We start from the raw sequence: 24,936 nt of genomic DNA on the forward strand, positions 1-24,936 counted from the left end.
TACAACAAGGAGGATGAAAATTATGCGTTCAAGTGTTATGAATTTTTTTGAAAATATCGGTTGGATTGTTGTATTAGCGATCATTTTAACTGTTTACGTGATCAAGATACCGCTATGGTTTCAGATTCTTCTTGTTATCATAGCTGGATTCAGTATATTTGCTACAACAGTATCATTGATTAAACGTTTTCGGAGGTAACTATGTATTTACAGTTTGAAACGAAAGACGAGTTTATCCGATGGATTCAAGAAAACTTGTTAAGCCCCCATGAGGTTTCTGAATACTTGGGGGTTACCCCGCAAGCTGTCAATCAGTCCGTGAAAAACGGGAAGCTTGTACCTATTAAGCAGGAACCGAGATTTTCTCTATTTTTAAAGGAAGATGTAGAAAATCGTAAAGAAGAATTACAAACTTTACGGACAAAATATCGTCCTTGGGAGAGTGATAAGAAATGAGACTGCATTTTGAATCAGAAGAGGACTTGCGCCGGTATATTGCCGAGCAAGTCCTCACGACAACAGAGGTAACAGAAATGCTCGGTGTAACCAGGCAAATGGTGAATAAGCTCGTAAAAGGTGATAAACTACATCCTTTTAAAAGCAGCGGAGCCATAAGCTTATTTTTTAAAACAGATGTGGAGAAGTATCTTAAAAGTAAAGGATAACCCGGGATTGTCGCACCGGGGTTTTTCTTTTAATTGAATGGTTCTGCCACATGTCTGTAGATCAGGAACTGTGATCATGGCTGGCTTTGGTCGTGGGGAACGCTTGGGCGTAGAAACCGGATTAGAGGCTACTACTATCAAGAAAGGCTGGCACATGATAGAGTGCCAGCCTTCCGAATCTATGTAAAAATCTATCACCGCGACGATTGTAACGATTCAGGAGTATTTAATTTTAAAACTTCTGTTTTCTACTGTTGAGAGGAGTCATCCTCTTCCTGATTAATCATTTCAGATTCTTTCTGCTGCTTTGATTCCTTAATTTTTTTTATACGCTCTTGGTACCTTCTGTTCTCTTCCTCAGTTACCTCAAAGCAAAAAGCATGAAGCCCTTTGTCTTTAGCATATAAAATCGTTCCGTTTTTAAGCCGAATATAAGGTGTATATATTTTCATTTTATCAGCGACCTTTCGCATTTTGAGTATAAAACTCTTGCGAGAAGGCCAACATAGTGATACATTAAAAGCGACCAAACTTTTAGTATGTAGCGGTGATTCACTATGCTTTTACAGCCGCTAAACAGCCGTAGGCCCCCTGCAAGGTCTACGGATTTTTATTTTCCGCATTACGACCACCCTTTCTTAAGTTAAGAATACTCCGTTTAATTAAGCTGTTTGAGTAAAGTTTTCGGAATTAACATAGTCTTCAACAATAGTGTAAGTTCCCCTATTTTCACCACGCTGAAATCTCGGATCCCTAGATAAATAGCTCAATAGATTTTGCTTTTTATCTTTCCCAGGTATTGTGTATCCTCTTACTGTTAGGAAATCTAAAATCTCTGTATAGTGCAATGGGCATGGTGAACCTTTGAGTATTTCGCAAATGGCATTTTTGATTTGTTCAGCATCTGATTTTCGTTCAATAGTTGCTGCAACTTCATTTTTTGCGGACTCCTCAGACTCTAAAAACATGGTCAATCCTTGGATTTTTTGTTGTAAAACTTGATATTCACGCTGTTTTTGAAGTATCTCTTCTTGGATTCGCGCAGTCTCTTTCCGCAGCTCTTCTAACTCCACCCCACATTGGTCAATAAAACCAACTAACTCCTTTCCCATGGTATTCTCCTCCTTAAAATGCAGTACATCATCTTTTTCTATTTGTCTACATGATAAATCTACCATATTAATAACAGGTTTGCAAGAGTGTTATTTACACAAAGGTTAATAACATGTCATATACATTATATTTGTGCTAACTAAATGTTTATTAAAATGGAATGTAACCAATTAGTTTACCCCGGCATTACGCCGGGGTTTGTTGTGTTTGCGGTGCTTGCAATTCTGCCGTAAAAGCATCGGCCGCTTTAACGAGTGGCGAATCTGCGATAGCATCCGATGCCTGCTGCGCTAGTTCCAACGCCTTTTCGATTTCATCTTTCGTAACGTTATACTTATTCGCCAATGCGCTCTGCACGTAAAAAACTAGCGCCTTCTTCTGATCGTCGCTCAAATCCTTTAAGTCCTTTTCCGTGTAGTTCAACGCCTCTGCCGCCAGTCTACCTAATTCGGACTTTTTCAAATCGTCCATCACGCCACTTAACTTATGCTCCAGCTCCGTCTTGACGGCCGCAATCGCCGGTATTTTCACCGCGTCCTCCGCTACAACAGCGACATCTTTCGCTACTTCCTTGATTACGCCAAAATTCAGCTTGCCTTTGCGTGCCAAACCTACAATACCGCTTACTGCAAGTCCTGCTGCTACAACGTCATTGATTAACTGTGTGTAATCGTACATGTTCATTTCTCCTCTCGAATTTTAGTTGAAATTTTAAAAAGCCCCGTGAATAACGAGGCTAAAACTTGGCAATACTTGTTAATGCAAGTTCGAACAAAGTAATCTGGCCGGCTTACTTACATAGCACACGAATGAGACATGTCTCGTGGTATTTTGAGTGCGCCAAACCGGAAAAGCAAAATACTTTAGGCTGAAAGTGACGACTTTCGGCCTGTTCGTGTTGGTTACTGTTTTGGAATTCCTGTTGCACCACGTAATGCGTCAGCTGCAAAGTGTGCTGCTTCTTGAACTTTCGGATCGTTTGTTGCGTTATATACGGCACCTAGAATATTGACAACTTTTTGCGCTGCGTCCTTGTCCAACATTGCCACAACCTCCATTAGCTTGTATTTTGCGGTTACATCACTAACCACATCTGTCCACGATTTGCCGTGTGAAGCCAGGTATTCAATCGGATCGGTATGGTCTGTTTCTTTCCACAAATCTGATACTTGTTTATGGCTGAGTATCGTGACACCGTCAACCACTCCAAGTTTGAGATCAAACAACTTCCTAGCTGCCAACCATATCCAACGGTCATACGCTGCTGCAAATTTCACGCTGTCAGCTGTTTGCGTCAACTCGAAACCTAAAAAACGTTGATTGGCGGTATACGCGGCATGCCAAGCGATATAGTTAAAGTCTGCCGTCTGCAATATTTGTGTGTCATCCACAAACGCATGGACAAATGCGTCCTGCCAATGGTTTGTTTCGTAATTCCGTTCGCCATTCGCCGTGTCGTTGTAGACGGCTGTGGCGTGCATAACCACACCCTCGTATTGCCCAACACCGTTACGATACGGATTTTTCGGCAGGCCGGGAATCAGATTAACGTTTATTGTGTACTGGTTCACTGTTGTTCACCTTCCCTTACTGTTTCTGTCGCTTGCTGGAGTGTTTCACCAGACTGCGGAACCGCATCGACACCTCGTTTCGCAAGCTTCTGTATCAGCCATACAGGAAACGTCAGCTCATGGATGCCAGTTCCGCTTCCACCATTTTCATGATCGACACCTGTATGATGTTCTTGGCAAAGCACCATCATGTTACGAATGTCGTCAACTGATGTAATCGGCTGATTTTTGAGCAATCGGCCATAACCGTAAACATCAAATGTCTCCACAAAGTCTTTCAATTTGTCATAATCCCCGATGTTCGCTAGGCTCCATTCAAGTCCTACGTGATGGACTTGTAAATTTTCCGTTGATCCACAAACCCAACATTTGAAATGGCCATCTACCTTTAGTCGTCGTTTAGAACGCCTAAACTCAGCAGATTCAGTCCTGTTTACGTGATCTGGTACAATTACAGTCTCTTTAAGCGTTCTATTCATTACGTGTTCGTTTACCATGACGATCACCCCCAACATGAAGTGCGTGTAATTCGGACATCATGGAATGAGCACCTTGTAAAAGTTCCATCGTTGCATCGTGAGTTTCTTGTGCTCGTTTTTCTTGCGCCTCGAATATAGCTTGATTCTTTTGCTCTGCTTTCTTCGCTAAAACAAGAGCGCCCACTGCGAGTGCAGGGAGCGCTATAAGTTGGCAAAAATTCGACCAATATAAAATTTGATTCATGTATTGTGGCCACTTAAGTGGTGTTAATCCATAAATCACGAATAGATAAAAACACCACATCGTCTGAAATCCGAGTGTCATTTTTAAAGCTAACCAATTGTTGAATTTTTTCATGCAATCACCTCTTTAAAAGTGAAAAAAGTGACCCAGAGCAATATAAACAAGAACAGACGAAATAGCCCAAAAAGCTCGCTCCCAGACATGTTCCCATTTGCTGTGCGACTCTTTTTCCGAATCTTTCACACTGTCTTTTAGTTTTTCAAATTCGTCTTCCATAGCATCCAGACGTTTATGAGCTGAGCGCGTGGATTGCAATGCCTCCTTGGCTATGTCCCTGGCTTCATTCGCTGTATCTGACACACCCTTGATGGCTTTCACTTCCGTTTCAAGTCTTGCTACAGCTTCCAAAATTTTGAGCAATAAACTACGATCTTCATCCGGCATCACCCTACACACCTACTTTGCGACAAAATAAAAAAGCCTACTTTTCAGCGGCTTACGTTAGTAATTTCCTATTTTCTTGAGTAATTTTGATTCTGCCAGATCTCGTGGTGTAGGATACTTGATGCCAGGGCAAAGATCAATTCCGGCAGACTTGTAAGCGTCTGCCCACAGTGTGGAGCAGATACGCGCCTGTGGCGGTTCTCGGTACGGGATCATGGTGTGTAACAGATAACGGATCGCTTCCCAACCAATCAAGAGGTAATCGTACCGGCTGCCGACTTCGTTTGTAACGTATTGCAAAATTTTATCTCTCTGGAAGTCTGACATGTTTTCACATCGGTATACATCTGCATGGCTGGAATAAAAGTCAAGCGCTTGGTATCCTGTTTTGCGGAATCCTTGCGCTTCGATCAACTCATTTTCTTTTACAATTCCAGCAACGTGTGAATATGAACTGCTTGTGATATCTTCAATCGATCGGTCAAGAAAGCTTGTACCTCGTACGAATATGAGATCCGCTAGTTTCATAGGTTACATCACCGTCACAGTCACGGGTGTGCATTGCTGGCTCTCATTGCCGTCTGAATCCACCGCACTCACCGCCACACTGTACACATGCCCGCTCGTCAGTCCGGTTAGCGTGTCGGAATTGGTTACCACGTTTGTTTTCGTGGTTGCTGTATTTGCGGTTGTGTCCGTCAGATAGAGGTTATAGCTTCCACCGATTTGTACGTCGATTTCACTGTTTGCAGTCCAGTTCGCCGTAATCTGTCCAGCAACTGTTGATGTAGCAGTTAATCCTGTTGGCGCAGCTGGCGGTGTGGTATCGTTCCATACAAGAGACTGCACGGTCGGGATATCCGGTGATGCATTGACTTGCGCTATTTTGTTGTCAAACTTAGTTGTTCTGTTTACATCAAACGTTTCGAAGTCGTCCAATACCTGAAAAAATTGTGTTCTCGTATGAAGCACAGGCTTACCGTCTTCGATCGTTTTGAAATATACAGTGCTTTTGTTTGGATTTGCAGCTAGCAGATTTACATAATACTGCATATTTTGGACTGCTCCCGCGTCCGCTGGATAGGTTTTTAGAACACCTAAAGCGGATGATTGGAATGTGGTAAATGATTCTGCGAAAGCGGTTTGGAACTCTGTTGTTTTTTCTTGATTCCAATCGTTAATTGATTTCAAGTTTGCAACCGCTTGGTTGAACTGATCTTGTGTTGCTGATTTCCATGATGGGCGGATGGTTGCTGTATCTTTTAGGTAACAAGTATATGTGCCATCTTTGTTGTCAATGGCTTGAATCAAATCATGGTAATCTATATCGAGCAGTCCACTGTTAATAGAGACAATTTGATACATGATTAGACCTCCTTCGCATAAGCATAGAATATAGTTGTGGCATAGGAAGAATTTGAAGTGTAAATATTAATTTGTAGGGATGATGTGAAATCCCAAAACATACCAGCTGGGCTCCAACCTGAACTGTTACTACTGAATGCTAATGTATTAAGTGCAGCATCAGTATATTTAGATGTTGCAACAGTTACACCGTCAATTATAATTTCTGATGCAGTATATGCATCACCAGCAAGACCAAGCAACCTTCCCTTACCTGTAACCGACAGTGCTGTTACATAGGTCGTTGAGGTTGTACTAAACGATGCAACAGGTTGTGTTTGTAGATTACTTGTCATAAGTTTCCACGCTCCCCATGTTCCTCCTTTTTGTAATCGATAGTAAACATTATCTACAGAGGCATTTAATGTCGTTGCTCTTTGCAGACAAAATCCATCGGTGTTTACATGCCTAATCACTTCGATGTAAAACCAATCTATAGTATCCCCGTTTGGTGCATTGGTGAGATTATTTCCGTTGTAGAAGCCCGTTGTCGTTAACGTATTTAAATCCGTGCCGGCTATACCTGTTGCTCCACCATCGGTGTTGAATGTAACCGCATCTAAACCTCGGAATAAATCTGCATCTAATCCGCTTCCTGCACCGTCGTTCGAACTATCCCATAATTTTGCGTCGATTCCGTCACTGCCCATAGTTCGCATACTGCCATCTTGATGTAGATACATAGCTTTAGCATAGTAGCCTTCTCGATGAAACCCGATAATAGGTGAACTCCCATCGTTTGTAACAACTTCGATATTTCCTTGTGCATACGAAGCTGAACTTAATGCTGTATTGTTTTTCCCTATTTGCAACTGGTCCGCTAATCTTGACGTCATCAGCGCTCCAATAACTAAGTCAGAAAAAGTTGAACCGTTAGTTTGTGCGGGATTAGGAAGATTATTATTGTCCCAAACTACATGTCCATTTTGTTGCAACGTTGTTGCATTAAGTATTGCATTAACCGTCTGATTCGCCGTAAACGTATTTGCTTGATCTTTCCTTGCGGCATTCTGATAAACAGGATCCGTCGTAGCAACCGCAACAGGATTTTGACCGCTTACAGGTGCGGTGGAGACTTGGACTTTACCTGGTGTTGTTGTGGATGCTAACGGAACTACAGGTACATTCCCCAGTTGTGATGCGGGCACATTTCCGGTTGCATCCAGTGTGGCGACTCCGTTGGCTGCGGCTTCCGCAGTTGTCGGAATTGCCCCCACCTGGGATGCTGTGATTCCGGTTAATTGCGAACCGTCGCCGATGAACTTCGATGCTTGTACGTTGTTTTGAAACTTTACATTACCAATTGCACCTGTTAGCAAATTCACAGTAGTTGGTCTCTTATCAGTTACTGTCGATATATTACCACTTGCATCCGTAGTCACTTGGCAGATCGGCACATATCCCGCCTTGGTGCTATGTGCTGTCCCCCAGCTTGTTGTTCCATCGCTGTTATAGTCTAGATAGTACGTTGTATTTGCAACAGACGTAACGAACTGCCCATTCTGTGATGCGGCAAAGTTTACATGCTGACCGCCGCTAAAGTAGACATCGGCTGCGGTAACGTCGAGTTGATTAGCTACAGTGCCATCTTTGGTTGCTACTCCACCCGATAGGACGACGGACGTGTTGCCGAATAAGTCTTGAACGAACAGGGAATCCACTGAATACAAATTGGTGCTAAGTGTTCCATCCGGTGCAACCAGTACACTGGAACTTCCTTTTACAACACCAGCTTTTGATATTGTGGCAGGATTCAAGCCTGATCCATCACCAGAGAAATAAGATCCCGTTGTGTTTATGGTAGGCATAACCGTGACCAGAGCGGAATCTGCGATGGTGTCTGTCCAACTCGTTGTTGTGTTGTCATTGATTTGCACAAGTTGATAATAGGTGCTTCCGTTTGCTTTCGTGCGATAAATGACACGGGCAACTACACCTATACCACCAACAGGAATGCTTGTAAGATTCACTTGTTGAGCGGATGGAGAAACTGTGTTACTTGTGGTTCCTCCGCTTGTATTACCTTGCGTGTGAATCGTTCCGGTTCCCGCTGGCCCCTGCCAATAGCCCGTTAAAAGAGCAACCTTATACTGATAAGATCCAGTAAGGTTGCCTGATGATGTGTTTATTGCTGCTGATAAAGCGCCTGGCGGACTTATTTGTGCGAATGCTTGGATGACGCCAACGTCATTGTTTCCGGATAATGCATCGATGATTTGGTTTAAGTCTGTTTGATTGCCGGATGTTAAATTTGTAACATCATACAAAGCCATATAATTACCACCACCTTATTAACTAAAAGTGACTTCCCACTTAACTGTAATCATCTGCGTTGATGTTGGTGTAAACGCCGATCCGAATATCACGTGAAACCAAGGATTTCCGTTTACATCTGTCATAAGCGCTTCCGTTACTTGTGTCGTAACTTGACCAGCAGGAAACTGGAAGATGAATGTTGTTGTTCCGCTTGATGGAGAATTTGCATTTGCAACATTCACATTTGCGGTTCCGTTAGATATTGCCGCAAACAAAGCTTCATCTGTTTTTGCTGGCGTCCCAGACCCACTACCTAAAGAGCATTTACTTGGAGGATATACAGGCTGATAACCGGAATTATTAAATCCCGCAATCCACTGACTTAAAGCGGAAAGTGCATAATTCAATTCAATGTTGTGACGTGAAAAAGACTGTTCTTCTCCTGTGTTTATATCTGTCAAAGTAACAGTCACGTTGTCCATGATATGTACGCCTTGGCGTATTTTCTGTTTTACCACGTAAATTCCCCCCAGGTAAAATTCCCCCAAGTCCAAGGAGTTGTATTGAGCGTTACGCTTATGGTGTCGCTGAGTGATATTCCATCCGTTAATGTTCCTGATAAAATGATATTTGCAATCGTTCCTGCAGCTTGCAAAAGACTCACAATATTATCAAGCTGACTTAGTGAATAAACAAATCCTTGTGGCGGTGAATTCGGTAAAGTCACATTTACATCGAATGTGTATAGGCTTGCATCATCCGACACGGTTGCGTTATATCCTAAGTCCAATAAAACTTGTTCAATTGCTAGGTTGTTTACACGTGGCGCAAGCGACAAATCAAAAATGCGAATCGCATACAATTGGTCCGGCTCACCATCTAATCGTGTAATATCAAAAAATTCACCAAAGGAATCAAGCCACGATCCATCAGAAGTATTCAAAATCATTTCAAGCAAGGCTTGATTTTCAGCTCCGAATGCATCTACCATAGCAAGCGCGACCGGCTTTAAAAGCTGCCAAAGGAACGATGTAAACATCGGAATATTCATCGGCAGTGAGTATATACCATCGATCAATACCGCTGCTGAAAGTGTTGAAACTTGAATTAAGGTTGCTGAAAAACCAGATTGTGAATTAATAGCTTGGACCAATGAACCCAGCGTATAAGACCGAAGATTATATTGGGCTGATGATGGTCCTGTAAGTTGTAATACATTGTTCTGTATAATTGCTTGTCCATTCGTAGCGCTGATTGAAATTGCTGGTACCGATTGCGGATCTTTGTTAATGCCGGGATGAAGGTTATTCAATATTTGTCTTAACATCATTCATCCTCCTACATCGACGTTACGCTGGGTTGATTTGCCCCAAGTTGCAAAAGCGTGCCAGCTGCCGGTACCGTATCTGCCGTTGGTGTTGTGATTGAAAAGTTTAAAACGCCTGGCGTATTTCCTATAGCAAGGTTCAAATCATTCATGGTAAGTGTGTCGCCTACATCCAGCGATTGGACAAGATTTGTAATACTATCAATCACCGATTGTTGAATCATAGCAAATGTATATCCGGTATCAGGCGATACTTTGACGCTGATATTAACGGATTGTAATGGTGCAATTTGTGCAGTTGTTGGAATACCTGCAGCTTTATAACCGATTTGTCGAACGCCATTTGAATCTACATACCCATTCATGACTTGTTGACATTGATTCAATAAATCTGTAGACGTATCATACGTTCCGTTATCAATATAGACCGTGTTTGATCCGCTTCCTTGAACCAATTGTGCTTTCATGACTTGTTCGCTTATAAATCCGTAACTGTCGATCAACTTTGTACTTTTCGCACCGTATAGGATCGCCCGATCATCCCCGCGATGCAAGCTATTTACCCATTGCTGCCACCTGTTTGCGCGTTGATCTTCCGTTTCTAAATTGGTTCCACTTATAACTGCTTTTGGATTTGTTACCGTAACATTTTGAAGGCCGGAAATCGGTGTAACCAATTGAGTGATTGTATTGGCACGCACATTTCCAACGGTTCCTGTTTGGGTACACACAACACGGGCGGAAAAAGATGTACTGCCACTCGGCCACATCATAACCGCTGGCGTTTTGTATTGAATACTCGTACCCGGTACACCAACGGTTGTTCCGGAAGGAATGGTAACATCTGAAGTTGGAGCTGTTGTTGCAGATAAAGTAACCATCGTATATGCCGCTTGTGCCGGTAAAAGATTAAAACTGAACATCGAATAAACAGCAAGTTTTTGTGTCTCAGCAGCCGATTGTCCAGCGTATGCATATAGTCTTTTTAATTCTTGCGCAAAGGCTTCAAATGCCGATCTCTCTACACTACCAGGATTGATATCATCTGTTGCTGTAACTAAGGAACTATAGGTATCAATCAAATTGGCAACGATTTGTGCTTCGGTAAGCATAGTAAAAGACAATATTAAACACCACCAATCGGGATTTGGATAGGTTGTGAAATCGGATCTTGGGAACCGATCGGATAAACAGTCAACGTACCAAAAAGAGAATCGTTTTGAAACGTAACGTTAGAAAGCTGCGCATCCCTTACGCGGATATCCTGTTTTGCACATTCTGTGATGTAATGTTTAGCAAGTCCAATAAAGTAGGTTTGTCCAGCTTCTCCAAGAATGCTAAACAACTCACTTCCGTAATCCGGATGAAGCATCAATGCGCCCAACTCTGTTTGCAATCTCAATTTCAACGCTTGTTTTAAGTTATCGACTCCAGATACCGTTGCGATATCTCCATTGCTTCTCATCAAAAATCCATTATCATCCAGTGACCAATCGGTTCCGAAAATGGTTGAGTACGTTTGCGTTTGGCCATTATTTTGAAACTGATTGGCCGGATACAACAATGTGTCACCTGTTCGCAAAACTTGCGTTGTGATATTCGATTGATCCACATAAACTGTTACGATTGCAGCTTGATCAAACGTACCTTGGATCGGTTGTTGGAATGTAATTGTACCACCCGTAATCGATTGAACGATCCCCGCAGCGTATGAAGCTCCTTCCGACAAAAAAACAGTATCGTTCGGCTTGATTACGATACCGTTCGGATTGCTGATATTGATTTGCGAAGGATTCGTATAAGGCTGTGTAAGATACACATTTCCTTTTGGTCTTGCATACTGATCTGCTGGATTATCACTGATATATGGATACCGCAAATTGTTGATTTGTATCAAGGTTTGATCTTGTGTCGAATCTCCCAAAAGCTGCTGCGCCAGGATTTCAATTGTATCTCCTTGGCCGACGATATAGGTTGCTAATTTCATGGCGTGATCCCCTCCAAAATCGTATTTAAAACAACTGGAGGATTAAACGATGGGCTTGGATTTAATGCATTATCCCACGTTTGAAATACAGTCAGCGATTGTAGGACATCTTGTGTGGTTCCTAATGATCGAGTTCCATACGCATTATTCGCTTGCGACGCAAAGGAAGTCCAACCATTCCATGCGGAATCATAAAGATCATTGAGCATTCGCATGACACGGACCACATTCGCGTTAGAGTCATTTTGTTGCATGTATTCAATCGTCTTCATGGCAGCATTGTTAATTTGCGAAATCTGCGAGCAAGACGTTGCATCGTATTGCGCCAATTTCACGGATGCTTTTTGTACGAACGAGATCCATTGTTGCAGGCATGGATATTGATTGTACATGTATTGCTCGGTTACTTGTGAAGGTGTTTGAGTATTTAACAAGTATCAACACCCCTAATTTGGAATCGTTAAAATAGTTCCGGGATAAATAGTATAAGGTGGTTGAATTCCGTTTGCCAACGCAATATCCTTATCCCTTGTACCATCCCCATAATAATTAACCGCAATGGTCCACAAGCTGTCGCCGCTCTGTACTTTATACGTTCTTGTTGCATTGGTTGTATAAGTGCTAACAGCTTTAACAGCACCACTCGCACCGGCTGCCACCTGATTGAATCCTAATTGTTTTACATTCGGCAATCCAAGATAGTCAACAGGATCCCTGTTATTGACCGAAGTGAATTTCACAGTCATATGCAATTGGTAATAATAAAGCAATGGTTTCGATTTACTTTTCGTTGCTTGAAAATCATCCAAACTCACGCGATAGACAGTATCGAATAAATCATCAATGACTAAAGCATAAACAAGATCAGGAGTTGCAAAATTGTCTTGTTTTCGTTTGTGATATTCCGTGTAGATGTTTTTATACAAGGATTGGAACACTTGAAATCCATCGTAGTTCGTAAAATTCGTATGCCTTCTCCAACCGGTGTGCCCTTGATAGGTTAGGGTTTGTACTCCTAATCCTCCGAAATCCTGGTACACACCCTGCAAAGTCTGTGTTGTCGTAACCCGGGCCGGATGACTCATCTGAAACTCTTCTGGCTTGATCGGGAAAGTGAAGGAAACCGTTGGTCCTCCTCCGACAACACGGAACGTTAAATTCCTATCGTACTGGCTGCGTGGTGGGCTTATATTAACTCGATAGGGCATTTTTCAATCACCACCGATTTAGACTATCGTTGCATTTGTAGTAGTACCGCTAATCGTTTTAGACGCCGTCACTGAACCGGCACCGTTTATTGTTAAAGAAGCGCTGTCTCCACTAGAGTCATGTGCGGAAAACTGAATTTGTTTTGCTCCTGATATGGTAACATTGCCATTTTGCACCGATATAGTTATGCCTTGCTGTGCTAAATTGATGGTCAAATTGTATGGCGTTGTCGTTGTAGGTGGATTCCAAGGCTGCACTTGTTCCCCGCTTGTAAGCGTTCTTGGATTCGTATCTTCTGCCATGATCATGTAAGATCCATCAGGAAAATGTATTTCATGATGACCGCTTTTATCGGTAAGTGAGTACACACCGGATTCATGCCGGAACATTGCCAGTCCTTGTTCGTCAATGTGCATCTGTGCATCATTCGGAAAACTGAATCCAATACAACGCGGGGCCAATGTAAAACCTTGCACATATACAATGGTTGCCAATGTATCTTGGATATGTGTAAGCTGTCCATCCTCTATTATCCCTTTTTCGCTATTTTGTGGATTGTTATTTTGAATACTGACCAAATACCGAAATCCAGCAATGGTATTAGCTGACGGAAATAGAACACGCACGTTTCGAAGGATCTGGCCATCATACAAGCGAACATCCACACTCGAATCATTTGGGTTTACTTGTATTACTTTTCCTTCATAGACCAAACCGGCTTTAGGATTTATGATATTCGTTTGCTGCAAGTGGGAATGCTTATGAGCTACCGAGTTCCCTATTTTCATAATCCTGAGTGCCCCCTTATAACACCAACGGACGTTTGAAAACTAAAAACATTATCGCCACCGTTAGAACCAGCCTGTCCTATTGTAATCGAATGATCCACCGATTCGATATAATAGGTTTCATTAGTCGAGTCGTTTGTGAAGTAACGACCAATTCTCATGTGTTCATTTCCCTTTAAAAGTAACGTCCCGTTTAACATTTGTGCAGCCCATCCAAATGATTTTGCTAACCATTGATTCATTTTGATGGATAATTGTAGACCACCATCAGGAGATTCAGAAGGTATTAACGGTGAGCCAATTTGCAACAATTGGAATCCGTATCGATATAAATTATCAAGATCGACATAGGGATTTGTGATGTTACTTGAATCAGATTCACGGTTGATGTTTGTAATCTGTTCACGAATTATCGCAATAGACTTGAACGCCAATTGATCCGCATAAAAGTTGGCTGGATATGTGAAAAAATAAGAATATACTTCAGAATCTGAATGTCCTACATCTTCCTGAATAATGTCATAATCTCTTATATGAGGATGTAAAAAATAAGTTGTGTCCGGTAAAGATTCTTGCCAAACCAGCTTTCCATCGCTCGTTGTAAAAGGTGTATTTCGAAAGAAGAATACGGGAGCATCCCAGGCTTCATCTATAAAAAACTCACACCATGGACTATTTCCAAATTGCTGAACTAGCGAATAAACCGATCCTTGTGCTTGCTGCAATTGAAAGCCATTGATGAAATAATCCGGTAAAATATTTGAAATCAGTTTCAACAAAGGCATCTGCGGGTTTACTTGTTGCATAGCCTGTATCTGTTTATTTAGCATCACATTCGTTATCCCCTGCATCAAATCAGCAGGCGCGATATCGCCATTTCCATTCGCTCCTATTCCATAGTTCTCATATAGTTGAGCTCCCATTAGCCCGATTGCCGGATCCGTGTCTGTTCCTCCAGATTGCATTCCCGGCTGATTCACCAAATAATTGATTTGATATTTATTCCAAATCTTCCCGTAATTTTCTCCATTTATGGTGATTGCTCGTTGTAGTTTCCCGCTACTATCCATGATTCGTGTGCGTCTTACATTTCCCACCAAACCACGCATGATAATTGGAGGATCCGGTAAATACCGTGAAAATCGAATTTCAACATAATCCTGTGGCTGCGCGAACAAATCCCATCGTTTTTGAAAGGATGTCAATATCGTAAATCTTCCGGATGGCTCACCTAGCGACATATGTGTTTTAAGCTGCATGATATACGGCGTTACATCATATGCGGTTCCATTGTGATACAGTGTGACTTTCATTTTGATGGTGTATTGGTCAAAACGTGCATTACTGAGACTGCCGGCATTAAACAATATTCCTGGCGCTTTTGCAAGGGTGACGCTAGGCAAAGTGTAAGATTGAACGGAATTCCCTGTAGAATCAGGAGCAGGACTATCTCCGTAAGCACTTCTCGCTAAATCACTTCCACCCATCGCATCAGGCATTTGTTTTCACCCCTTTCAATACAAAAGCACCCTCGCATTCGAGAGTGCTAATCAAGTTCACCTAATTTTAAAGCCATATCCGTAAGTACAACTCGTTGTCCTTGTATGAATTGCTTGCGAGTATTAAAACGTATAAAACCGTATGTTTTGTAAAATTCAACTACATTTTCAAATGCCTCTAATGTTAAAAAGTTACACCCGCTGACTCGAACAATATCTTGGCAAATATCTATCACTTCGAGTAATAGATACTCTCCATACCCTCGTCTTTGAAAACGAGAGTCTACTCCGAAGTAATGGAGTTTAATCGCTGGAAATTGACTCAATTCATTCGGAAGCTCCCAATTTTCTTTTTTAACGATTCCTTTGTGTATCGAAACATGATCATTAAATAATGTAAAAAACCCGATCAAATTTTGATTTTCGTCAAAATATAATCGAGTAATTGCCGATTGAAGTTTGTGTAATCTCAATGCATGCTCTTTTAAAAAAATCGCAACACTAGGTTCTTCATCGCAAATAAATTCTTGAATGATACCTTCGTGTTTGTAATCCAAATACTCAAAGGTCAAATTCGACACAAATGAACCCTACTTCCGTTCCCTAGCACGAACATGTTTTTGTCTGAGTTCACGTAATTTTTTCAATTCTTCACTATTTGATTTCGTCGTACTGGTCGCATAATTATAAAATTTTTGAAGATCTTCTTTGCTTGAAAACTCGATTTGAGTCGGACGAATTGGTTTAACAGCTGTCATTTTAATCCGATCTCCTTTTGGATTATCCATCATAGTGCATACCCCCTTGTAGGAAAGTATGTCCTCATAAGAACCCATATAGTCTTTAGGATCTACCAACATAATAGCATATGTCCTCGTAAACCGCCATTCCCGGTCCGAAGGAATTTTAAGGCTCGTAATTCGACATTAAAACCGTACTTGCATTTTAAGAACCTCCTTCCAATATACAAAAACACCCTCGAAATCGAGAGTGCTTTATGTTATATTTATTTTAGGTGGATTGCTTTGGCAATCTTTTTTTATTTCCAGCGTTTATGTATGCGCTGGATTTTTTATAATAAAAGGTTTTTAAAGCGATTCAGACATTGAGTCATAGATACTTTCTCCCTTCCGTTAGATGTAATCCTCTATTTTAAAATTGCTGATAAAATCTTTTGATTCTTCGAAATACTTTCGTTTGATATGGATGTACTTAGCAGCTCCATATCTTTTGTTTAACTTTCTCCAGATGATGTGACGGATTTTCCCAACTAACGTTTTAAACTCTTTTTCGTCCATGATTTCATTCGATAATTCTTTTGCGATTGCAACAGAACGATCTCGAACCAACACACAAAGATCATCAACTTCGCCGGGAATCAAACGGTTTTCGTCGTGAAATTCTTTGCGAAATTCATCCATTTCAGATTTAAAAGTATCCACTTCACCTTTCACGGATTTCACTTCGAGATACATCTGATTCATTAAATCAAACGATCTTTGCAATGCCCGCGCTTGCTCATTGAGATTTTTAACAGTTACACCGTGGAGTTCGATCACTTTTTCAGATAACATCTACATAACCTCCTTGTATTCTGCATCAAATATTTCTGTGATGTCGGCGTTTAAGTATTGGCGTAAGGAATAAGAAAAGCGTTCTAACGATTCAATTGAATCCAACAAATCTTTGCGAAACAAACCGTTTGATTTAGCGATAGCGCCCTGCAAAAACAAACTAGGGGAAGCATCTTCCAGAAACTTTTTAATTTTGAGTTGTAATTCGAAAATACTAATGTGCTTTTCGAGTTCCAACTTCTTTGCTTTTTTCTCTAACAACTCTGTATCAGTTGATGGATCATTGATTTTTCTTTCAAGTTCGGCGATTCGTTCCTTCGCTTCTCGGTATGCGGCTTTTACGATATTGAGATTCACTTCATCGTCTTTGAGTTTCTTTTGAATCTTATCCGGCACAACCTCTTTTATAACTTCCTTCTCGATCACTTGCGCTGGTTTGTTACGTTCGTTGGCGAGTTCCTGTTCAAGGTGCTTGGCACGGTTTTCAGCAACCGTCTTGGCGTTTTCGGCCTCCTCCATCCTCTTTTTCGTTTCCATGTATGCGCGATGAATACTTATTTTTTCTTCGTTTAGTTTACGAATAGTTTCTTCGTCGGCATGTTCAGCGATGAATTTGGCTTGACGGTATGTTTCTTTGTTTCCGAATCCGGTTTGTTTTGCAACTATTTCTGCTGATTCACCCTTCGAGCTACCCTGCGCAAAATTTTGCGTAGGGTTCTTCATTCGCTCTTGGGCTTTTAACACTTCTATTTGTTCCAAACGTTTTGCCCATTCAAGACCTTCTGAAAATGTGAAATTCTTTCGTTTTTCGTTCTCGCTGATCTCAAGTCTTAATTGATGCTCATAATCTTTAACAGACATCACACGGACTTCTAATTGCTGATAACCGAGTTTTTTACAAGCTTGTAAACGTCTTTCACCAGCAATCAGTTCATAGTCAGGAGTTACAACTGGTGGGTTAATTAACCCGTTTAATTCGATGTCTTGTGCGAGTTCATCGATGTTTCCAAATTCTTTCCTAATTCGATCGGTAACTTTAATTTTTGCAATATCTATTAACAATTTTCATTCCCCCAATGCTTGTCCATCAGGGGCAAGCGCCCCAGCTAATTATTGCACCACTTTTAGTGCCAGAAGTTTTTCACGTTGTTCAATTAAGGTTTGGTACATAAACCAAGCATACTTTACACGCTCAGAAACTCCGTGTTTTTCAAATGTTTGAATACTCACTTCGATTAATTCTATCGGCCAATAACTTACTAATTCTGTCCACGCTTTTTCGAATCCGTATTTCTTGTAATCAGCAGGAAAATCGACTGTAATCTTGTCGGAATTAAATTCTTCATTAACTTCCATCTCTGAAACTGTATTTTCTTTTTCCATATTCAGCTATCCCCTTGTCTAGCACACCTAAGATTTGCTAAAATGGATAGCAAATGCACTTAGGTGTGCTTTGGAATGAAATCACCTTGAACTTCTTGGCGGGAGGCAAGGTGATTTTTTAACTTGTTTCATCCAATAAATCGTCAATGTATTGTGCTCCTAAAATGTTTTTTAGTTGTTGCGCTGTTTCGAGCGACATTCTACGTTGACCATTTTCGATTTTCTGATAACCCGGTTGTGAAATGCCAAGTATGTCAGCAATTTCTTTTTGGCTGTAACCGTTTCTTTTTCTGAGCTTTTTTAGTTTGATCATTGTTTTACCCATTTTCTCTTTTTCACCCCCAATAATAACCTTATGTAATAATTATATAACTATTGGTTATAAAGTCAATACTAGGAGGAATGTTTTTTGCTAATTTTTTCTCAAAGACTAAAATGGTTAAGAGAAAAAAGGGGATTAACCCAAGCTGAAATGGCCGAAAAATTAAACATGTCGCAACCTGGATATTCTAAAATTGAATCTGGCCGCAGTGAACCCAATCTCGAAACCTTAGTCAAATTGCCTAAAATACTTGGCGAAGATTTAAATTTCATCGTGGGTCTTGATGACTATACTTTTGAAGCCAAACAAGCATCAGATGAATTACATAACGTAAATCAAAAGTTACATTCGATATTAGGCAATATTGATTTTGTAATTAACAACTACGACGAGGATCATAAAGAATTATTCGATGCCCGCAAGGATATCTTGGAACAACAATTACTGGAGTTAAAAATTGATCAAAGTAAATTGCAGAAAAAACTTGATAATTATTTATCCAACATCCCGCAGAAAAAAGATCAATAATACAAATAATAACGGTTGCGCATTATTCCGCATTTCTTCACAATTACTTAAATGAAGAATGGCGTCAAATCAAGGCTTTGCAAATGTAAATTAAAATGTTCTAATATTGCATCAAAAAAGAGCCCTTAATGAGGCTCTTTTTTCTTTATACGACCCGGGTCGTAATCATTTTAATTTTCACTCTTCCAAAAATTCCCCAATCGTTTTAAAATACCAGTATATACCTGATTGGAGGTCGTGTTATGTTATGCAAAAGCTGCAAGAAAGAAATATCGGATGACGCAAAGTTTTGTCCGGAATGTGAGGCTTCATTAATATCATCCTCTCTTGAAGATCGTTTGCGTGAAAGTGTTCGATTACTAAACGAAAATAAACTGAAAGAAGCTGATGAGTTATTGAGTGCTCTCTATGCAGATTGCCCTGATCACCCTGTAGTTCTCAATAACATTGGCATCCTGCATCTAAAACATAAAAACAAAAAAGCAGCCAGAGAAATGTTCAAGGCCGCTTTAGAGAAAAAACCTGATTTTAAGTTGGCGAAGAAAAATTTAAAAAAAATTAGTATTTCGAGAAACATAAGCCTTCCACTCGGAGCTTTCATTTTTATTGTCTCGATTATTTTTTCTTATAAAACTCTTTTTGCAACAAATGCTCAATCCCAAATTACTTCTTCTCAACATTCTTCTAATCAATCGTATAATAAAAACAATACAGAATCTTCTATAGGAAAATTCAATGATGATGATGTATCATTTACATCATCTAACATAAACTATTCAAGTATTCAATACCTAGGCATTGATCTTCCACCTCATCTTCTTAGATATAATATGGGAAAAAAAGATAAAAGCGGCTCGTTTTATGAAAACTTCACTAAAGAGCCTCCTAGTAATTCAGTTCTCGTTTATGAAGGAGTTAAAACTCCACAAAAATTTATATGGTCACAAATATCTGTTTACTCATTGACGAATGGGAACATAGAATTAGATGGAATTCGAAGTCTACTATTGGGTACCAATAATTTCAATAGACATATTATTCTTCCTAAAAACTTATTCACAGGTAAAAAATGGTCCTATTCGAGTGGTTCCGGTGAAAATCTCGAAACCACAAATTCAGAAATTCTCGGTTTAGCTAATGTAAAAACACCATTTAAAACATTCCGAGATTGTTTAGTTGTGAAAAGTCTCGTTAAATACCCAAACGCCAATACGAATAAAGATGATCATATTGTTACTGATTTTTATGCTCCATCTGTCGGAATGGTTAGAGAAGATTTAACACAAAACGGAAAAACATCAACTGTATTTTCTTTGTATTCCATATCTCCACCCATCACGATTACTACCCAAAATCAAAACGATGCAAACGATACAAATTCAATTCAAAATTCGCCACGTGTAAATTCATTGCCAAATATAAGTACTGTAATTGATCCATCAATCACTCAGATGCAAGTAATAACTGAAATTGAATCAAAAGAAAACAAAATAGAGCAATACATTATGAAAAATATCAACCAAAATAATGAACAACACTTATATCCGATCCAGATATTATATCAAGAGGATTCTAATGGATTACTTTATGCAAGAATTGTCGTTCATCATGAATTCGGATCTAGTAATGATACAGAAAAGATTTCAAACAATCGCTATATCGAAAGAAACGAATTAATAAATCTGTTTAAATCATGGTACTTGCCTGCAATAAATATGGGTGGTTCGTTTAATGTTATTGCAAGTAATCCTGTAATTATTTGGTTTAAAGATTATAAAACCAATCAATCTGTCGGTGTTGGGGTATCGACAATACCATTCTTATGGCAACCAGAATTTTCCCGTCGATTATGGTATAAGTCTCATGGACACATAAGCAATACAAATCACAATAATAATGACATATCATCTGTTTTATTACAAAGTCCCAATGGTGATAATGTTTGGGGATTGATTGATAATTTTTTCGGGGTTAACTCTAATTAAAACACCCCTATATAATTAATCGAATCATTCCGGTATCAGCCCCGTCTGCCATGTATACTTCGCTGTTATCTTTGTTGTATGGGTGCCCGTTGTTCCATCAACCAAATTTGTTTTTTTTGGTAACTTTCCCCTACTACGCAGGTCCAAAAGACGATGCTCCAGCAAATGGATTTTGACCGGCATAGGTAGCTTGTATTTTCACCTGATGCTTACTTGTTGATCCATCAGGTTGTTTTACGTTGATATTCAAATTAGCGCCTTGAATTTTCAATGTTCCGCCTAATATTTGTTGAGCATAATTCCTTATGTTGTCATCGAGTGAAGAGTGAACCCCTTGATTCACATTGCCTCCAGGATGGCCGGAATGCTCAGCAACCCATTGCGCCATTTGCGGGCCTTCTGGAATGCCTAGTGATTTTGCTTTTTTGTATGCTTCAGCAATGGATCTAAGCCCGATTTGAGCGTTCAGCATCGGGTTTTTTAATTGGCCGGCAGTATATCCGGTTCCTTGGCCGCCATTTTGATGGAGTTGGAATAACCCCCAACTTGTTCCCTTGTCGCCTTCTGCGTCTGGTCTTAATCCACTTTCAGCATTCGCAATCGCATACGATATGTAACCTGGAACACCGTACTTCTGCGACCAATAGTTGATCGCATCCGTCGTGCTTCCTGGAGCAGCTACCGCTTTGAAATTACCAACGCCTATCGTGCCGGACGATCCATTCATTCCGTTCGAGTTGTAATTCAAGTTCATCAATCCGCTCCACGGACTATTTATTCCGTTCGGCCGATTCACTAAATCATTGGTTGTTTGTGGCTGACCACGATACATAAGATCATGAATTGACTTTCCATTTGATGATGTACCTGTCAGATAGGGCTTTAGTTGCTGCATATAAGGCGCTAAAGCAATGATCGTACTTGCAACAATGGGAGCTAATTCACTTCCAGACGCTGCATTCGAAATTTTGGTTTGCGCCAATCCTGCTTGAATTTGTGCCTGAGTCGGTACAGGTGGCCCGTATGCAGGTTTTGGACTTTGTTGCTGTTTATGTTTCCACCAAGAATAAACCCCGGCTCCTCCGGCAGTGACTAATCCAGCCAATCCTAAAATGAGCCCAACAGGAAGACCGACACCAGTTGCATCCGCCCCCGCTCCAACTGCTTCAAGTCCAGTGGCCACACCCATTGCTGCTTCTGTTCCTGCCGCCGCTTCCCCGCCTGCAATTACAGAGCCCGTTGTTGTAGTTGCGGTATCAACTACAGCTGTATCTGCTATAGAAGTGTCAGCTACCGGAGAATCTGCAATAGTCGTGTCCTGTGCGGTTTGTACAGGCGTATTTATTCCGCCGCCACGACTAAATAATTTTGAGCCAATACGTTTGCCGATTTTTACAGCGCCTTTGCCTACCTTCCATGCAGTTGAACCAGCGGTTATTGCTCCAATAGCTGATAACCCATAATACATTGGCAATCCACCTGCGTTTACTGCTTTAGCCATAAGCGCATCTTTCGGTGCATTTAAAGCAACGGTATTCTGACCTAGAATATCTGCTGCATGGGAAAGCTCTTGCGACATATTTCTGTATTGGTCAGTTATATTTTGCGGTATGTTACCTGGTGAAGTTTTCGCTTGTTTCGCAAAGTCATCAATGGCTTTCTGGTTAAACGTTCCGTTCGATGTTTCTGCCGTATCCAAGAACTGCTTTACTACGTGTTGATTGCCGGCGCCCATCTTGCTGAGCATATAAGCCTGTTGGTCTTTATTTTTCGTTATCCCCGATACATAACTTAAAACGGCGGATAAGTTACCAGAACCGGATATTCCTTGAGAAGCCATATCGGACAGTTGGAAATAGCTCATTCCCGGATGTGCTTTTGATAAAGCTTGCCAGATCATCGCTTGTCCAGCGTATCCGCCACCCGGATTCCGGATCATATTGTTGAATCCGTTCATTAGAGGACCGACATTTGCAATAAGCCCCTGATTTCCACTTTTGTTTATGAGAGTTAACAATCCACCTAATTGCGTCATATCTCCAGCTTGACCAGCAGTTGCAACATTCATTTGCATGATCGATTGCAATTGGCTCATTACTTGCGGTTCTTTCCCTTGCATATTCCCGCGGATCACAGCATTTGCCGTTAAATTCGCCAATTCCTGCGGCCTCATTTCCGCTTGTGAACCACCCGTTACGCCGCTAGTCCATGCATTCGAAAAATATTGCGTTACACCGGATAAATCAAGCCCGTAGTTTCTCCCTACTTGCTCGATTGAACGCATTTGTTGGGTAAATTTATTCGTATCCATTCTTCCAGTCGCGGCACCATACATTGTTGCAGACTGTAAAATAGCTTGATCCGAATACCCATACCCTTGCAATGCATTTGACATGTTGATGCCATATTGCTGAGAATTCACATTAGGCGCCATACGTTTTGCAAGATCGCCATATCCATAAGACAATTGGGTTCCGGCATTCAATCCGGATTGAATGGTACTAAGTACATTCCAACCACCATATAACGCTGCTCCACGTCCCAAATAGGAAGAAACACGCTCAAATCCCCCAGCAGCCTGACTTCCAAAACGATTATGTATCCAGCCCGACATGCCGTTTTTATAGGAATTTGTGCTACCTAAATCCCTTTGCATAAGACCTATTTCATGACTGTAATTTGCAAAACTATCCGAATGAACGCCGGCCGTCCGCGCCATTCGTTCTGTAAGTTGAAGCATTTGTTGCATATAGCGCAACTGTTCACGTAGCTCTTTTGTTTGAGTTTCCGTTCCCCAACCCTTTTGTTGTCGTTGCGTAACAAATTCATTCATGTTTTTAAGGTTTCTGGAGATGGTTTCAAGCGCGTCATCCACTTGCACCAATCCTGTGCTCTGAACATTTAAGCGAATTCCAATTTGTTTATCGGCCATCGATACCACCTCCAAAAACCTCATTCATATCTACCGGAACTAGATCATCCGAATTGACCGATTCCTTTTCGATGTCCAAAGTTGCTTCGCTTAATTTCTTGCCCATTGGAGCATTTTTAGGAATTTCAAAATCAATAAATTCATCATTTTCAACAAGTTCAACGATATGGTTGTATTCGTCCTCATCCATTGAAAATTGACGTTCCAATTTACCGTCTTCAAGACTGACCTTTTGTTTGTTTCTAGTATCGGCAAGAATCTGATTGTAGGCATGTTCCAATAGCCATTCATATTCATACTCGTAATTTGTCAATTCGTCCGTTTTATCCACAGAAACCCTCGGAAGATTATGTTTATGACGATACCAGTATCTATAAGTACCCGCGTCCGTTTTGGCCCATTTACGCTTGTTTTGATGAAACTCCTTTTCGAAAGGAATTTAACCACTCTACCGCCTTGTCGTATGCATCTTTAATAACGTCCTCATCGTATATTTCATCGTAATTCCAGGCATCTGCATTCTTATCCCGAGTTAACGGTGATTTTGTCATAACAATATCCAGAGTCGCAAACATATTTGCAAGTTCAGCTCCTTGCTGGCTCATGACTGTAAGGCCACCGGCGTATACGGAACGTCTGCGTTCGATTTCTAATTTTTTGGAAACTGAAGGAGTTTCAACCGTGATTTTACCAAGTTTCGTTTCAAGTTCAGTTGTTTGTTTTTGAGATAAGATATCCATATGTTAAGTCCTCCTTTGGCATGTAAAAAGGCTCCTGTTTCCAGAAGCCTATCCGATCAAAGTACCAGCAATATCCCGAGCCCGGAACGAATAATCATAAGTTGCAGCCCGTCCAGTATTAACTCCGATATCCATTGACGCGGGACTACAATCGATTGCTTTAAGCAACCATGCGCCGCTGGAGCGCGAATACAAACCAATGTCGAATACATTCCCTTGTAAAACGTCACGGACGCTGTTTGAAGGCATCAGTCCCGCGCTTAATAGATTTTTTTGAATCAACAGAATACCAGAAGCGGAAACTGTGATATGAGCAATGCCTGGTACGTATTCTACAACCACATTATCCCCAATTCCGCTTTCGTCAGTTAGACTAAAGTCTCCAGAAAACCGAGCCGTCTGCACAACCCCAATTTGCTGGCCATCAAATTCAATGACCAATAGGTTCGCACTTTGAACTTGTCTATTAATTGTAGGCAACGTCTC

32 protein-coding genes are annotated in these 24,936 nt (G+C 40.9%); 4 read left to right on the forward strand and 28 right to left on the reverse strand.

The window, feature by feature from the left end; translation table 11 throughout:
* Window positions 1–201 precede the first annotated feature (201 nt).
* On the forward strand, window positions 202–456 hold the full coding sequence (locus LSG31_RS00220; RefSeq protein ID WP_347437442.1) for a MerR family transcriptional regulator: 255 nt from the start codon (window positions 202–204) through the stop codon (window positions 454–456).
* Window positions 453–665 carry a helix-turn-helix domain-containing protein gene (locus LSG31_RS00225; protein WP_347437443.1) on the forward strand — a complete coding sequence of 71 codons (213 nt, stop codon included), beginning with the start codon at window positions 453–455 and terminating at the stop codon, window positions 663–665. Before LSG31_RS00220 ends, LSG31_RS00225 begins: the two co-directional genes overlap by 4 nt.
* 248 nt (window positions 666–913) lie before the next feature.
* On the opposite strand, the gene LSG31_RS00230 is transcribed toward LSG31_RS00225, so the two are convergent.
* The 24 genes from LSG31_RS00230 to LSG31_RS00345 all read right to left on the reverse strand — a co-directional run bounded on the left by LSG31_RS00230 (window position 914) and on the right by LSG31_RS00345 (window position 18,268).
* Entirely contained in the window at window positions 914–1,117 is a 204-nt protein-coding gene (locus tag LSG31_RS00230) for a hypothetical protein (RefSeq protein ID WP_347437444.1), read from the reverse strand.
* A gap of 210 nt (window positions 1,118–1,327) precedes the next feature.
* Window positions 1,328–1,777, reverse strand: a complete 450-nt coding sequence (locus LSG31_RS00235; RefSeq protein WP_347437445.1) for a hypothetical protein — start codon at window positions 1,775–1,777, stop codon at window positions 1,328–1,330.
* Window positions 1,778–1,964: 187 nt separating this feature from the next.
* Window positions 1,965–2,456 carry a hypothetical protein gene (locus LSG31_RS00240; protein WP_347437446.1) on the reverse strand — a complete coding sequence of 164 codons (492 nt, stop codon included), beginning with the start codon at window positions 2,454–2,456 and terminating at the stop codon, window positions 1,965–1,967.
* Between the two features lie 224 nt (window positions 2,457–2,680).
* A complete protein-coding gene (locus LSG31_RS00245) occupies window positions 2,681–3,349 on the reverse strand; it encodes a peptidoglycan recognition protein family protein (RefSeq protein WP_347437447.1) in 669 nt (222 codons plus the stop codon).
* Window positions 3,346–3,630 carry a hypothetical protein gene (locus LSG31_RS00250; protein WP_347437448.1) on the reverse strand — a complete coding sequence of 95 codons (285 nt, stop codon included), beginning with the start codon at window positions 3,628–3,630 and terminating at the stop codon, window positions 3,346–3,348. Before LSG31_RS00250 ends, LSG31_RS00245 begins: the two co-directional genes overlap by 4 nt.
* A 190-nt stretch (window positions 3,631–3,820) precedes the next feature.
* Entirely contained in the window at window positions 3,821–4,186 is a 366-nt protein-coding gene (locus LSG31_RS00255; protein WP_347437449.1) for a hypothetical protein, read from the reverse strand.
* Window positions 4,187–4,198: 12 nt separating this feature from the next.
* Window positions 4,199–4,516: a hypothetical protein gene (locus LSG31_RS00260; RefSeq protein WP_347437450.1), complete on the reverse strand. Its 318-nt coding sequence runs from the start codon at window positions 4,514–4,516 to the stop codon at window positions 4,199–4,201.
* A gap of 57 nt (window positions 4,517–4,573) precedes the next feature.
* Window positions 4,574–5,044: a hypothetical protein gene (locus LSG31_RS00265; protein WP_347437451.1), complete on the reverse strand. Its 471-nt coding sequence runs from the start codon at window positions 5,042–5,044 to the stop codon at window positions 4,574–4,576.
* A 3-nt stretch (window positions 5,045–5,047) separates the two neighbouring features.
* Window positions 5,048–5,881 carry a fibronectin type III domain-containing protein gene (locus LSG31_RS00270; RefSeq protein WP_347437452.1) on the reverse strand — a complete coding sequence of 278 codons (834 nt, stop codon included), beginning with the start codon at window positions 5,879–5,881 and terminating at the stop codon, window positions 5,048–5,050.
* Window positions 5,882–5,883: 2 nt separating this feature from the next.
* Window positions 5,884–8,193 (reverse strand): pyocin knob domain-containing protein, encoded by a 2,310-nt coding sequence (locus tag LSG31_RS00275; RefSeq protein ID WP_347437453.1) that lies wholly within the window; start codon window positions 8,191–8,193, stop codon window positions 5,884–5,886.
* A gap of 18 nt (window positions 8,194–8,211) precedes the next feature.
* On the reverse strand, window positions 8,212–8,694 hold the full coding sequence (locus LSG31_RS00280; protein WP_347437454.1) for a hypothetical protein: 483 nt from the start codon (window positions 8,692–8,694) through the stop codon (window positions 8,212–8,214).
* On the reverse strand, window positions 8,688–9,503 hold the full coding sequence (locus LSG31_RS00285) for a hypothetical protein (protein WP_347437455.1): 816 nt from the start codon (window positions 9,501–9,503) through the stop codon (window positions 8,688–8,690). The genes LSG31_RS00280 and LSG31_RS00285 overlap by 7 nt, the downstream gene beginning before the upstream one ends.
* Before the next feature lie 11 nt (window positions 9,504–9,514).
* A complete protein-coding gene (locus LSG31_RS00290) occupies window positions 9,515–10,627 on the reverse strand; it encodes a baseplate J/gp47 family protein (RefSeq protein ID WP_347437456.1) in 1,113 nt (370 codons plus the stop codon).
* A gap of 2 nt (window positions 10,628–10,629) precedes the next feature.
* Entirely contained in the window at window positions 10,630–11,490 is an 861-nt protein-coding gene (locus LSG31_RS00295) for a DUF2634 domain-containing protein (RefSeq protein ID WP_347437457.1), read from the reverse strand.
* Window positions 11,487–11,924 (reverse strand): hypothetical protein, encoded by a 438-nt coding sequence (locus LSG31_RS00300; RefSeq protein ID WP_347437458.1) that lies wholly within the window; start codon window positions 11,922–11,924, stop codon window positions 11,487–11,489. Before LSG31_RS00300 ends, LSG31_RS00295 begins: the two co-directional genes overlap by 4 nt.
* Window positions 11,925–11,936: 12 nt before the next feature.
* The gene (locus LSG31_RS00305) at window positions 11,937–12,698 is read right to left on the reverse strand and encodes a LysM peptidoglycan-binding domain-containing protein (protein WP_347437459.1); all 762 of its coding nucleotides are present in this window, start codon (window positions 12,696–12,698) and stop codon (window positions 11,937–11,939) included.
* Between the two features lie 18 nt (window positions 12,699–12,716).
* Window positions 12,717–13,487 (reverse strand): hypothetical protein, encoded by a 771-nt coding sequence (locus tag LSG31_RS00310; protein WP_347437460.1) that lies wholly within the window; start codon window positions 13,485–13,487, stop codon window positions 12,717–12,719.
* Entirely contained in the window at window positions 13,484–14,986 is a 1,503-nt protein-coding gene (locus LSG31_RS00315; RefSeq protein WP_347437461.1) for a hypothetical protein, read from the reverse strand. Before LSG31_RS00315 ends, LSG31_RS00310 begins: the two co-directional genes overlap by 4 nt.
* 47 nt (window positions 14,987–15,033) lie before the next feature.
* Window positions 15,034–15,567 carry a GNAT family N-acetyltransferase gene (locus tag LSG31_RS00320; protein WP_347437462.1) on the reverse strand — a complete coding sequence of 178 codons (534 nt, stop codon included), beginning with the start codon at window positions 15,565–15,567 and terminating at the stop codon, window positions 15,034–15,036.
* Window positions 15,568–15,576: 9 nt separating this feature from the next.
* A complete protein-coding gene (locus LSG31_RS00325; protein ID WP_347437463.1) occupies window positions 15,577–15,777 on the reverse strand; it encodes a DUF1330 domain-containing protein in 201 nt (66 codons plus the stop codon).
* Window positions 15,778–16,119: 342 nt separating this feature from the next.
* Window positions 16,120–16,560: an ORF6C domain-containing protein gene (locus tag LSG31_RS00330; protein WP_347437464.1), complete on the reverse strand. Its 441-nt coding sequence runs from the start codon at window positions 16,558–16,560 to the stop codon at window positions 16,120–16,122.
* Entirely contained in the window at window positions 16,561–17,622 is a 1,062-nt protein-coding gene (locus tag LSG31_RS00335) for a ParB N-terminal domain-containing protein (protein ID WP_347437465.1), read from the reverse strand.
* 48 nt (window positions 17,623–17,670) lie between these two features.
* Window positions 17,671–17,943, reverse strand: a complete 273-nt coding sequence (locus LSG31_RS00340) for a hypothetical protein (protein WP_347437466.1) — start codon at window positions 17,941–17,943, stop codon at window positions 17,671–17,673.
* 118 nt (window positions 17,944–18,061) lie between these two features.
* A complete protein-coding gene (locus tag LSG31_RS00345) occupies window positions 18,062–18,268 on the reverse strand; it encodes a helix-turn-helix domain-containing protein (RefSeq protein ID WP_347437467.1) in 207 nt (68 codons plus the stop codon).
* A gap of 84 nt (window positions 18,269–18,352) precedes the next feature.
* Between LSG31_RS00345 and LSG31_RS00350 the strand changes: the two genes are divergently transcribed.
* Window positions 18,353–18,793 (forward strand): helix-turn-helix domain-containing protein, encoded by a 441-nt coding sequence (locus tag LSG31_RS00350; RefSeq protein ID WP_347437468.1) that lies wholly within the window; start codon window positions 18,353–18,355, stop codon window positions 18,791–18,793.
* A gap of 242 nt (window positions 18,794–19,035) precedes the next feature.
* Complete coding sequence (locus tag LSG31_RS00355; protein WP_347437469.1) at window positions 19,036–20,778, forward strand: zinc ribbon domain-containing protein; 1,743 nt, start codon at window positions 19,036–19,038, stop codon at window positions 20,776–20,778.
* 133 nt (window positions 20,779–20,911) lie between these two features.
* Here the strand turns inward: LSG31_RS00355 and LSG31_RS00360 are convergent, their stop codons facing one another.
* The 4 genes from LSG31_RS00360 to LSG31_RS00375 all read right to left on the reverse strand — a co-directional run bounded on the left by LSG31_RS00360 (window position 20,912) and on the right by LSG31_RS00375 (window position 24,930).
* On the reverse strand, window positions 20,912–23,710 hold the full coding sequence (locus tag LSG31_RS00360) for a transglycosylase SLT domain-containing protein (RefSeq protein WP_347437470.1): 2,799 nt from the start codon (window positions 23,708–23,710) through the stop codon (window positions 20,912–20,914).
* Complete coding sequence (locus LSG31_RS00365; protein WP_347437471.1) at window positions 23,700–24,041, reverse strand: hypothetical protein; 342 nt, start codon at window positions 24,039–24,041, stop codon at window positions 23,700–23,702. The genes LSG31_RS00360 and LSG31_RS00365 overlap by 11 nt, the downstream gene beginning before the upstream one ends.
* 70 nt (window positions 24,042–24,111) lie before the next feature.
* On the reverse strand, window positions 24,112–24,450 hold the full coding sequence (locus tag LSG31_RS00370; RefSeq protein ID WP_347437472.1) for a hypothetical protein: 339 nt from the start codon (window positions 24,448–24,450) through the stop codon (window positions 24,112–24,114).
* 48 nt (window positions 24,451–24,498) lie between these two features.
* The gene (locus tag LSG31_RS00375) at window positions 24,499–24,930 is read right to left on the reverse strand and encodes a hypothetical protein (RefSeq protein ID WP_347437473.1); all 432 of its coding nucleotides are present in this window, start codon (window positions 24,928–24,930) and stop codon (window positions 24,499–24,501) included.
* Window positions 24,931–24,936: the final 6 nt, after the last annotated feature.

The sequence above is a fragment of the Fodinisporobacter ferrooxydans genome, from assembly GCF_022818495.1.
Taxonomy (GTDB): Bacteria; Bacillota; Bacilli; order Tumebacillales; family MYW30-H2; genus Fodinisporobacter; species Fodinisporobacter ferrooxydans.

Excerpts from the sequence above, each read along its gene's own strand:
- LSG31_RS00345 (WP_347437467.1), bottom strand. The coding sequence starts at position 18,268 with ATGGGTAAAACAATGATCAAACTAAAAAAGCTCAGAAAAAGAAACGGT.
- LSG31_RS00325 (WP_347437463.1), bottom strand. The coding sequence starts at position 15,777 with ATGATGGATAATCCAAAAGGAGATCGGATTAAAATGACAGCTGTTAAA.
- LSG31_RS00240 (WP_347437446.1), bottom strand. The coding sequence starts at position 2,456 with ATGTACGATTACACACAGTTAATCAATGACGTTGTAGCAGCAGGACTT.
- LSG31_RS00340 (WP_347437466.1), bottom strand. The coding sequence starts at position 17,943 with ATGGAAAAAGAAAATACAGTTTCAGAGATGGAAGTTAATGAAGAATTT.
- LSG31_RS00360 (WP_347437470.1), bottom strand. The coding sequence starts at position 23,710 with ATGGCCGATAAACAAATTGGAATTCGCTTAAATGTTCAGAGCACAGGA.
- LSG31_RS00260 (WP_347437450.1), bottom strand. The coding sequence starts at position 4,516 with ATGCCGGATGAAGATCGTAGTTTATTGCTCAAAATTTTGGAAGCTGTA.
- LSG31_RS00225 (WP_347437443.1), top strand. The coding sequence starts at position 453 with ATGAGACTGCATTTTGAATCAGAAGAGGACTTGCGCCGGTATATTGCC.
- LSG31_RS00220 (WP_347437442.1), top strand. The coding sequence starts at position 202 with ATGTATTTACAGTTTGAAACGAAAGACGAGTTTATCCGATGGATTCAA.
- LSG31_RS00355 (WP_347437469.1), top strand. The coding sequence starts at position 19,036 with ATGTTATGCAAAAGCTGCAAGAAAGAAATATCGGATGACGCAAAGTTT.
- LSG31_RS00370 (WP_347437472.1), bottom strand. The coding sequence starts at position 24,450 with ATGGATATCTTATCTCAAAAACAAACAACTGAACTTGAAACGAAACTT.
- LSG31_RS00235 (WP_347437445.1), bottom strand. The coding sequence starts at position 1,777 with ATGGGAAAGGAGTTAGTTGGTTTTATTGACCAATGTGGGGTGGAGTTA.
- LSG31_RS00255 (WP_347437449.1), bottom strand. The coding sequence starts at position 4,186 with ATGAAAAAATTCAACAATTGGTTAGCTTTAAAAATGACACTCGGATTT.
- LSG31_RS00305 (WP_347437459.1), bottom strand. The coding sequence starts at position 12,698 with ATGCCCTATCGAGTTAATATAAGCCCACCACGCAGCCAGTACGATAGG.
- LSG31_RS00315 (WP_347437461.1), bottom strand. The coding sequence starts at position 14,986 with ATGCCTGATGCGATGGGTGGAAGTGATTTAGCGAGAAGTGCTTACGGA.
- LSG31_RS00285 (WP_347437455.1), bottom strand. The coding sequence starts at position 9,503 with ATGTTAAGACAAATATTGAATAACCTTCATCCCGGCATTAACAAAGAT.
- LSG31_RS00270 (WP_347437452.1), bottom strand. The coding sequence starts at position 5,881 with ATGTATCAAATTGTCTCTATTAACAGTGGACTGCTCGATATAGATTAC.
- LSG31_RS00330 (WP_347437464.1), bottom strand. The coding sequence starts at position 16,560 with ATGTTATCTGAAAAAGTGATCGAACTCCACGGTGTAACTGTTAAAAAT.
- LSG31_RS00275 (WP_347437453.1), bottom strand. The coding sequence starts at position 8,193 with ATGGCTTTGTATGATGTTACAAATTTAACATCCGGCAATCAAACAGAC.
- LSG31_RS00310 (WP_347437460.1), bottom strand. The coding sequence starts at position 13,487 with ATGAAAATAGGGAACTCGGTAGCTCATAAGCATTCCCACTTGCAGCAA.
- LSG31_RS00265 (WP_347437451.1), bottom strand. The coding sequence starts at position 5,044 with ATGAAACTAGCGGATCTCATATTCGTACGAGGTACAAGCTTTCTTGAC.
- LSG31_RS00295 (WP_347437457.1), bottom strand. The coding sequence starts at position 11,490 with ATGAAATTAGCAACCTATATCGTCGGCCAAGGAGATACAATTGAAATC.
- LSG31_RS00230 (WP_347437444.1), bottom strand. The coding sequence starts at position 1,117 with ATGAAAATATATACACCTTATATTCGGCTTAAAAACGGAACGATTTTA.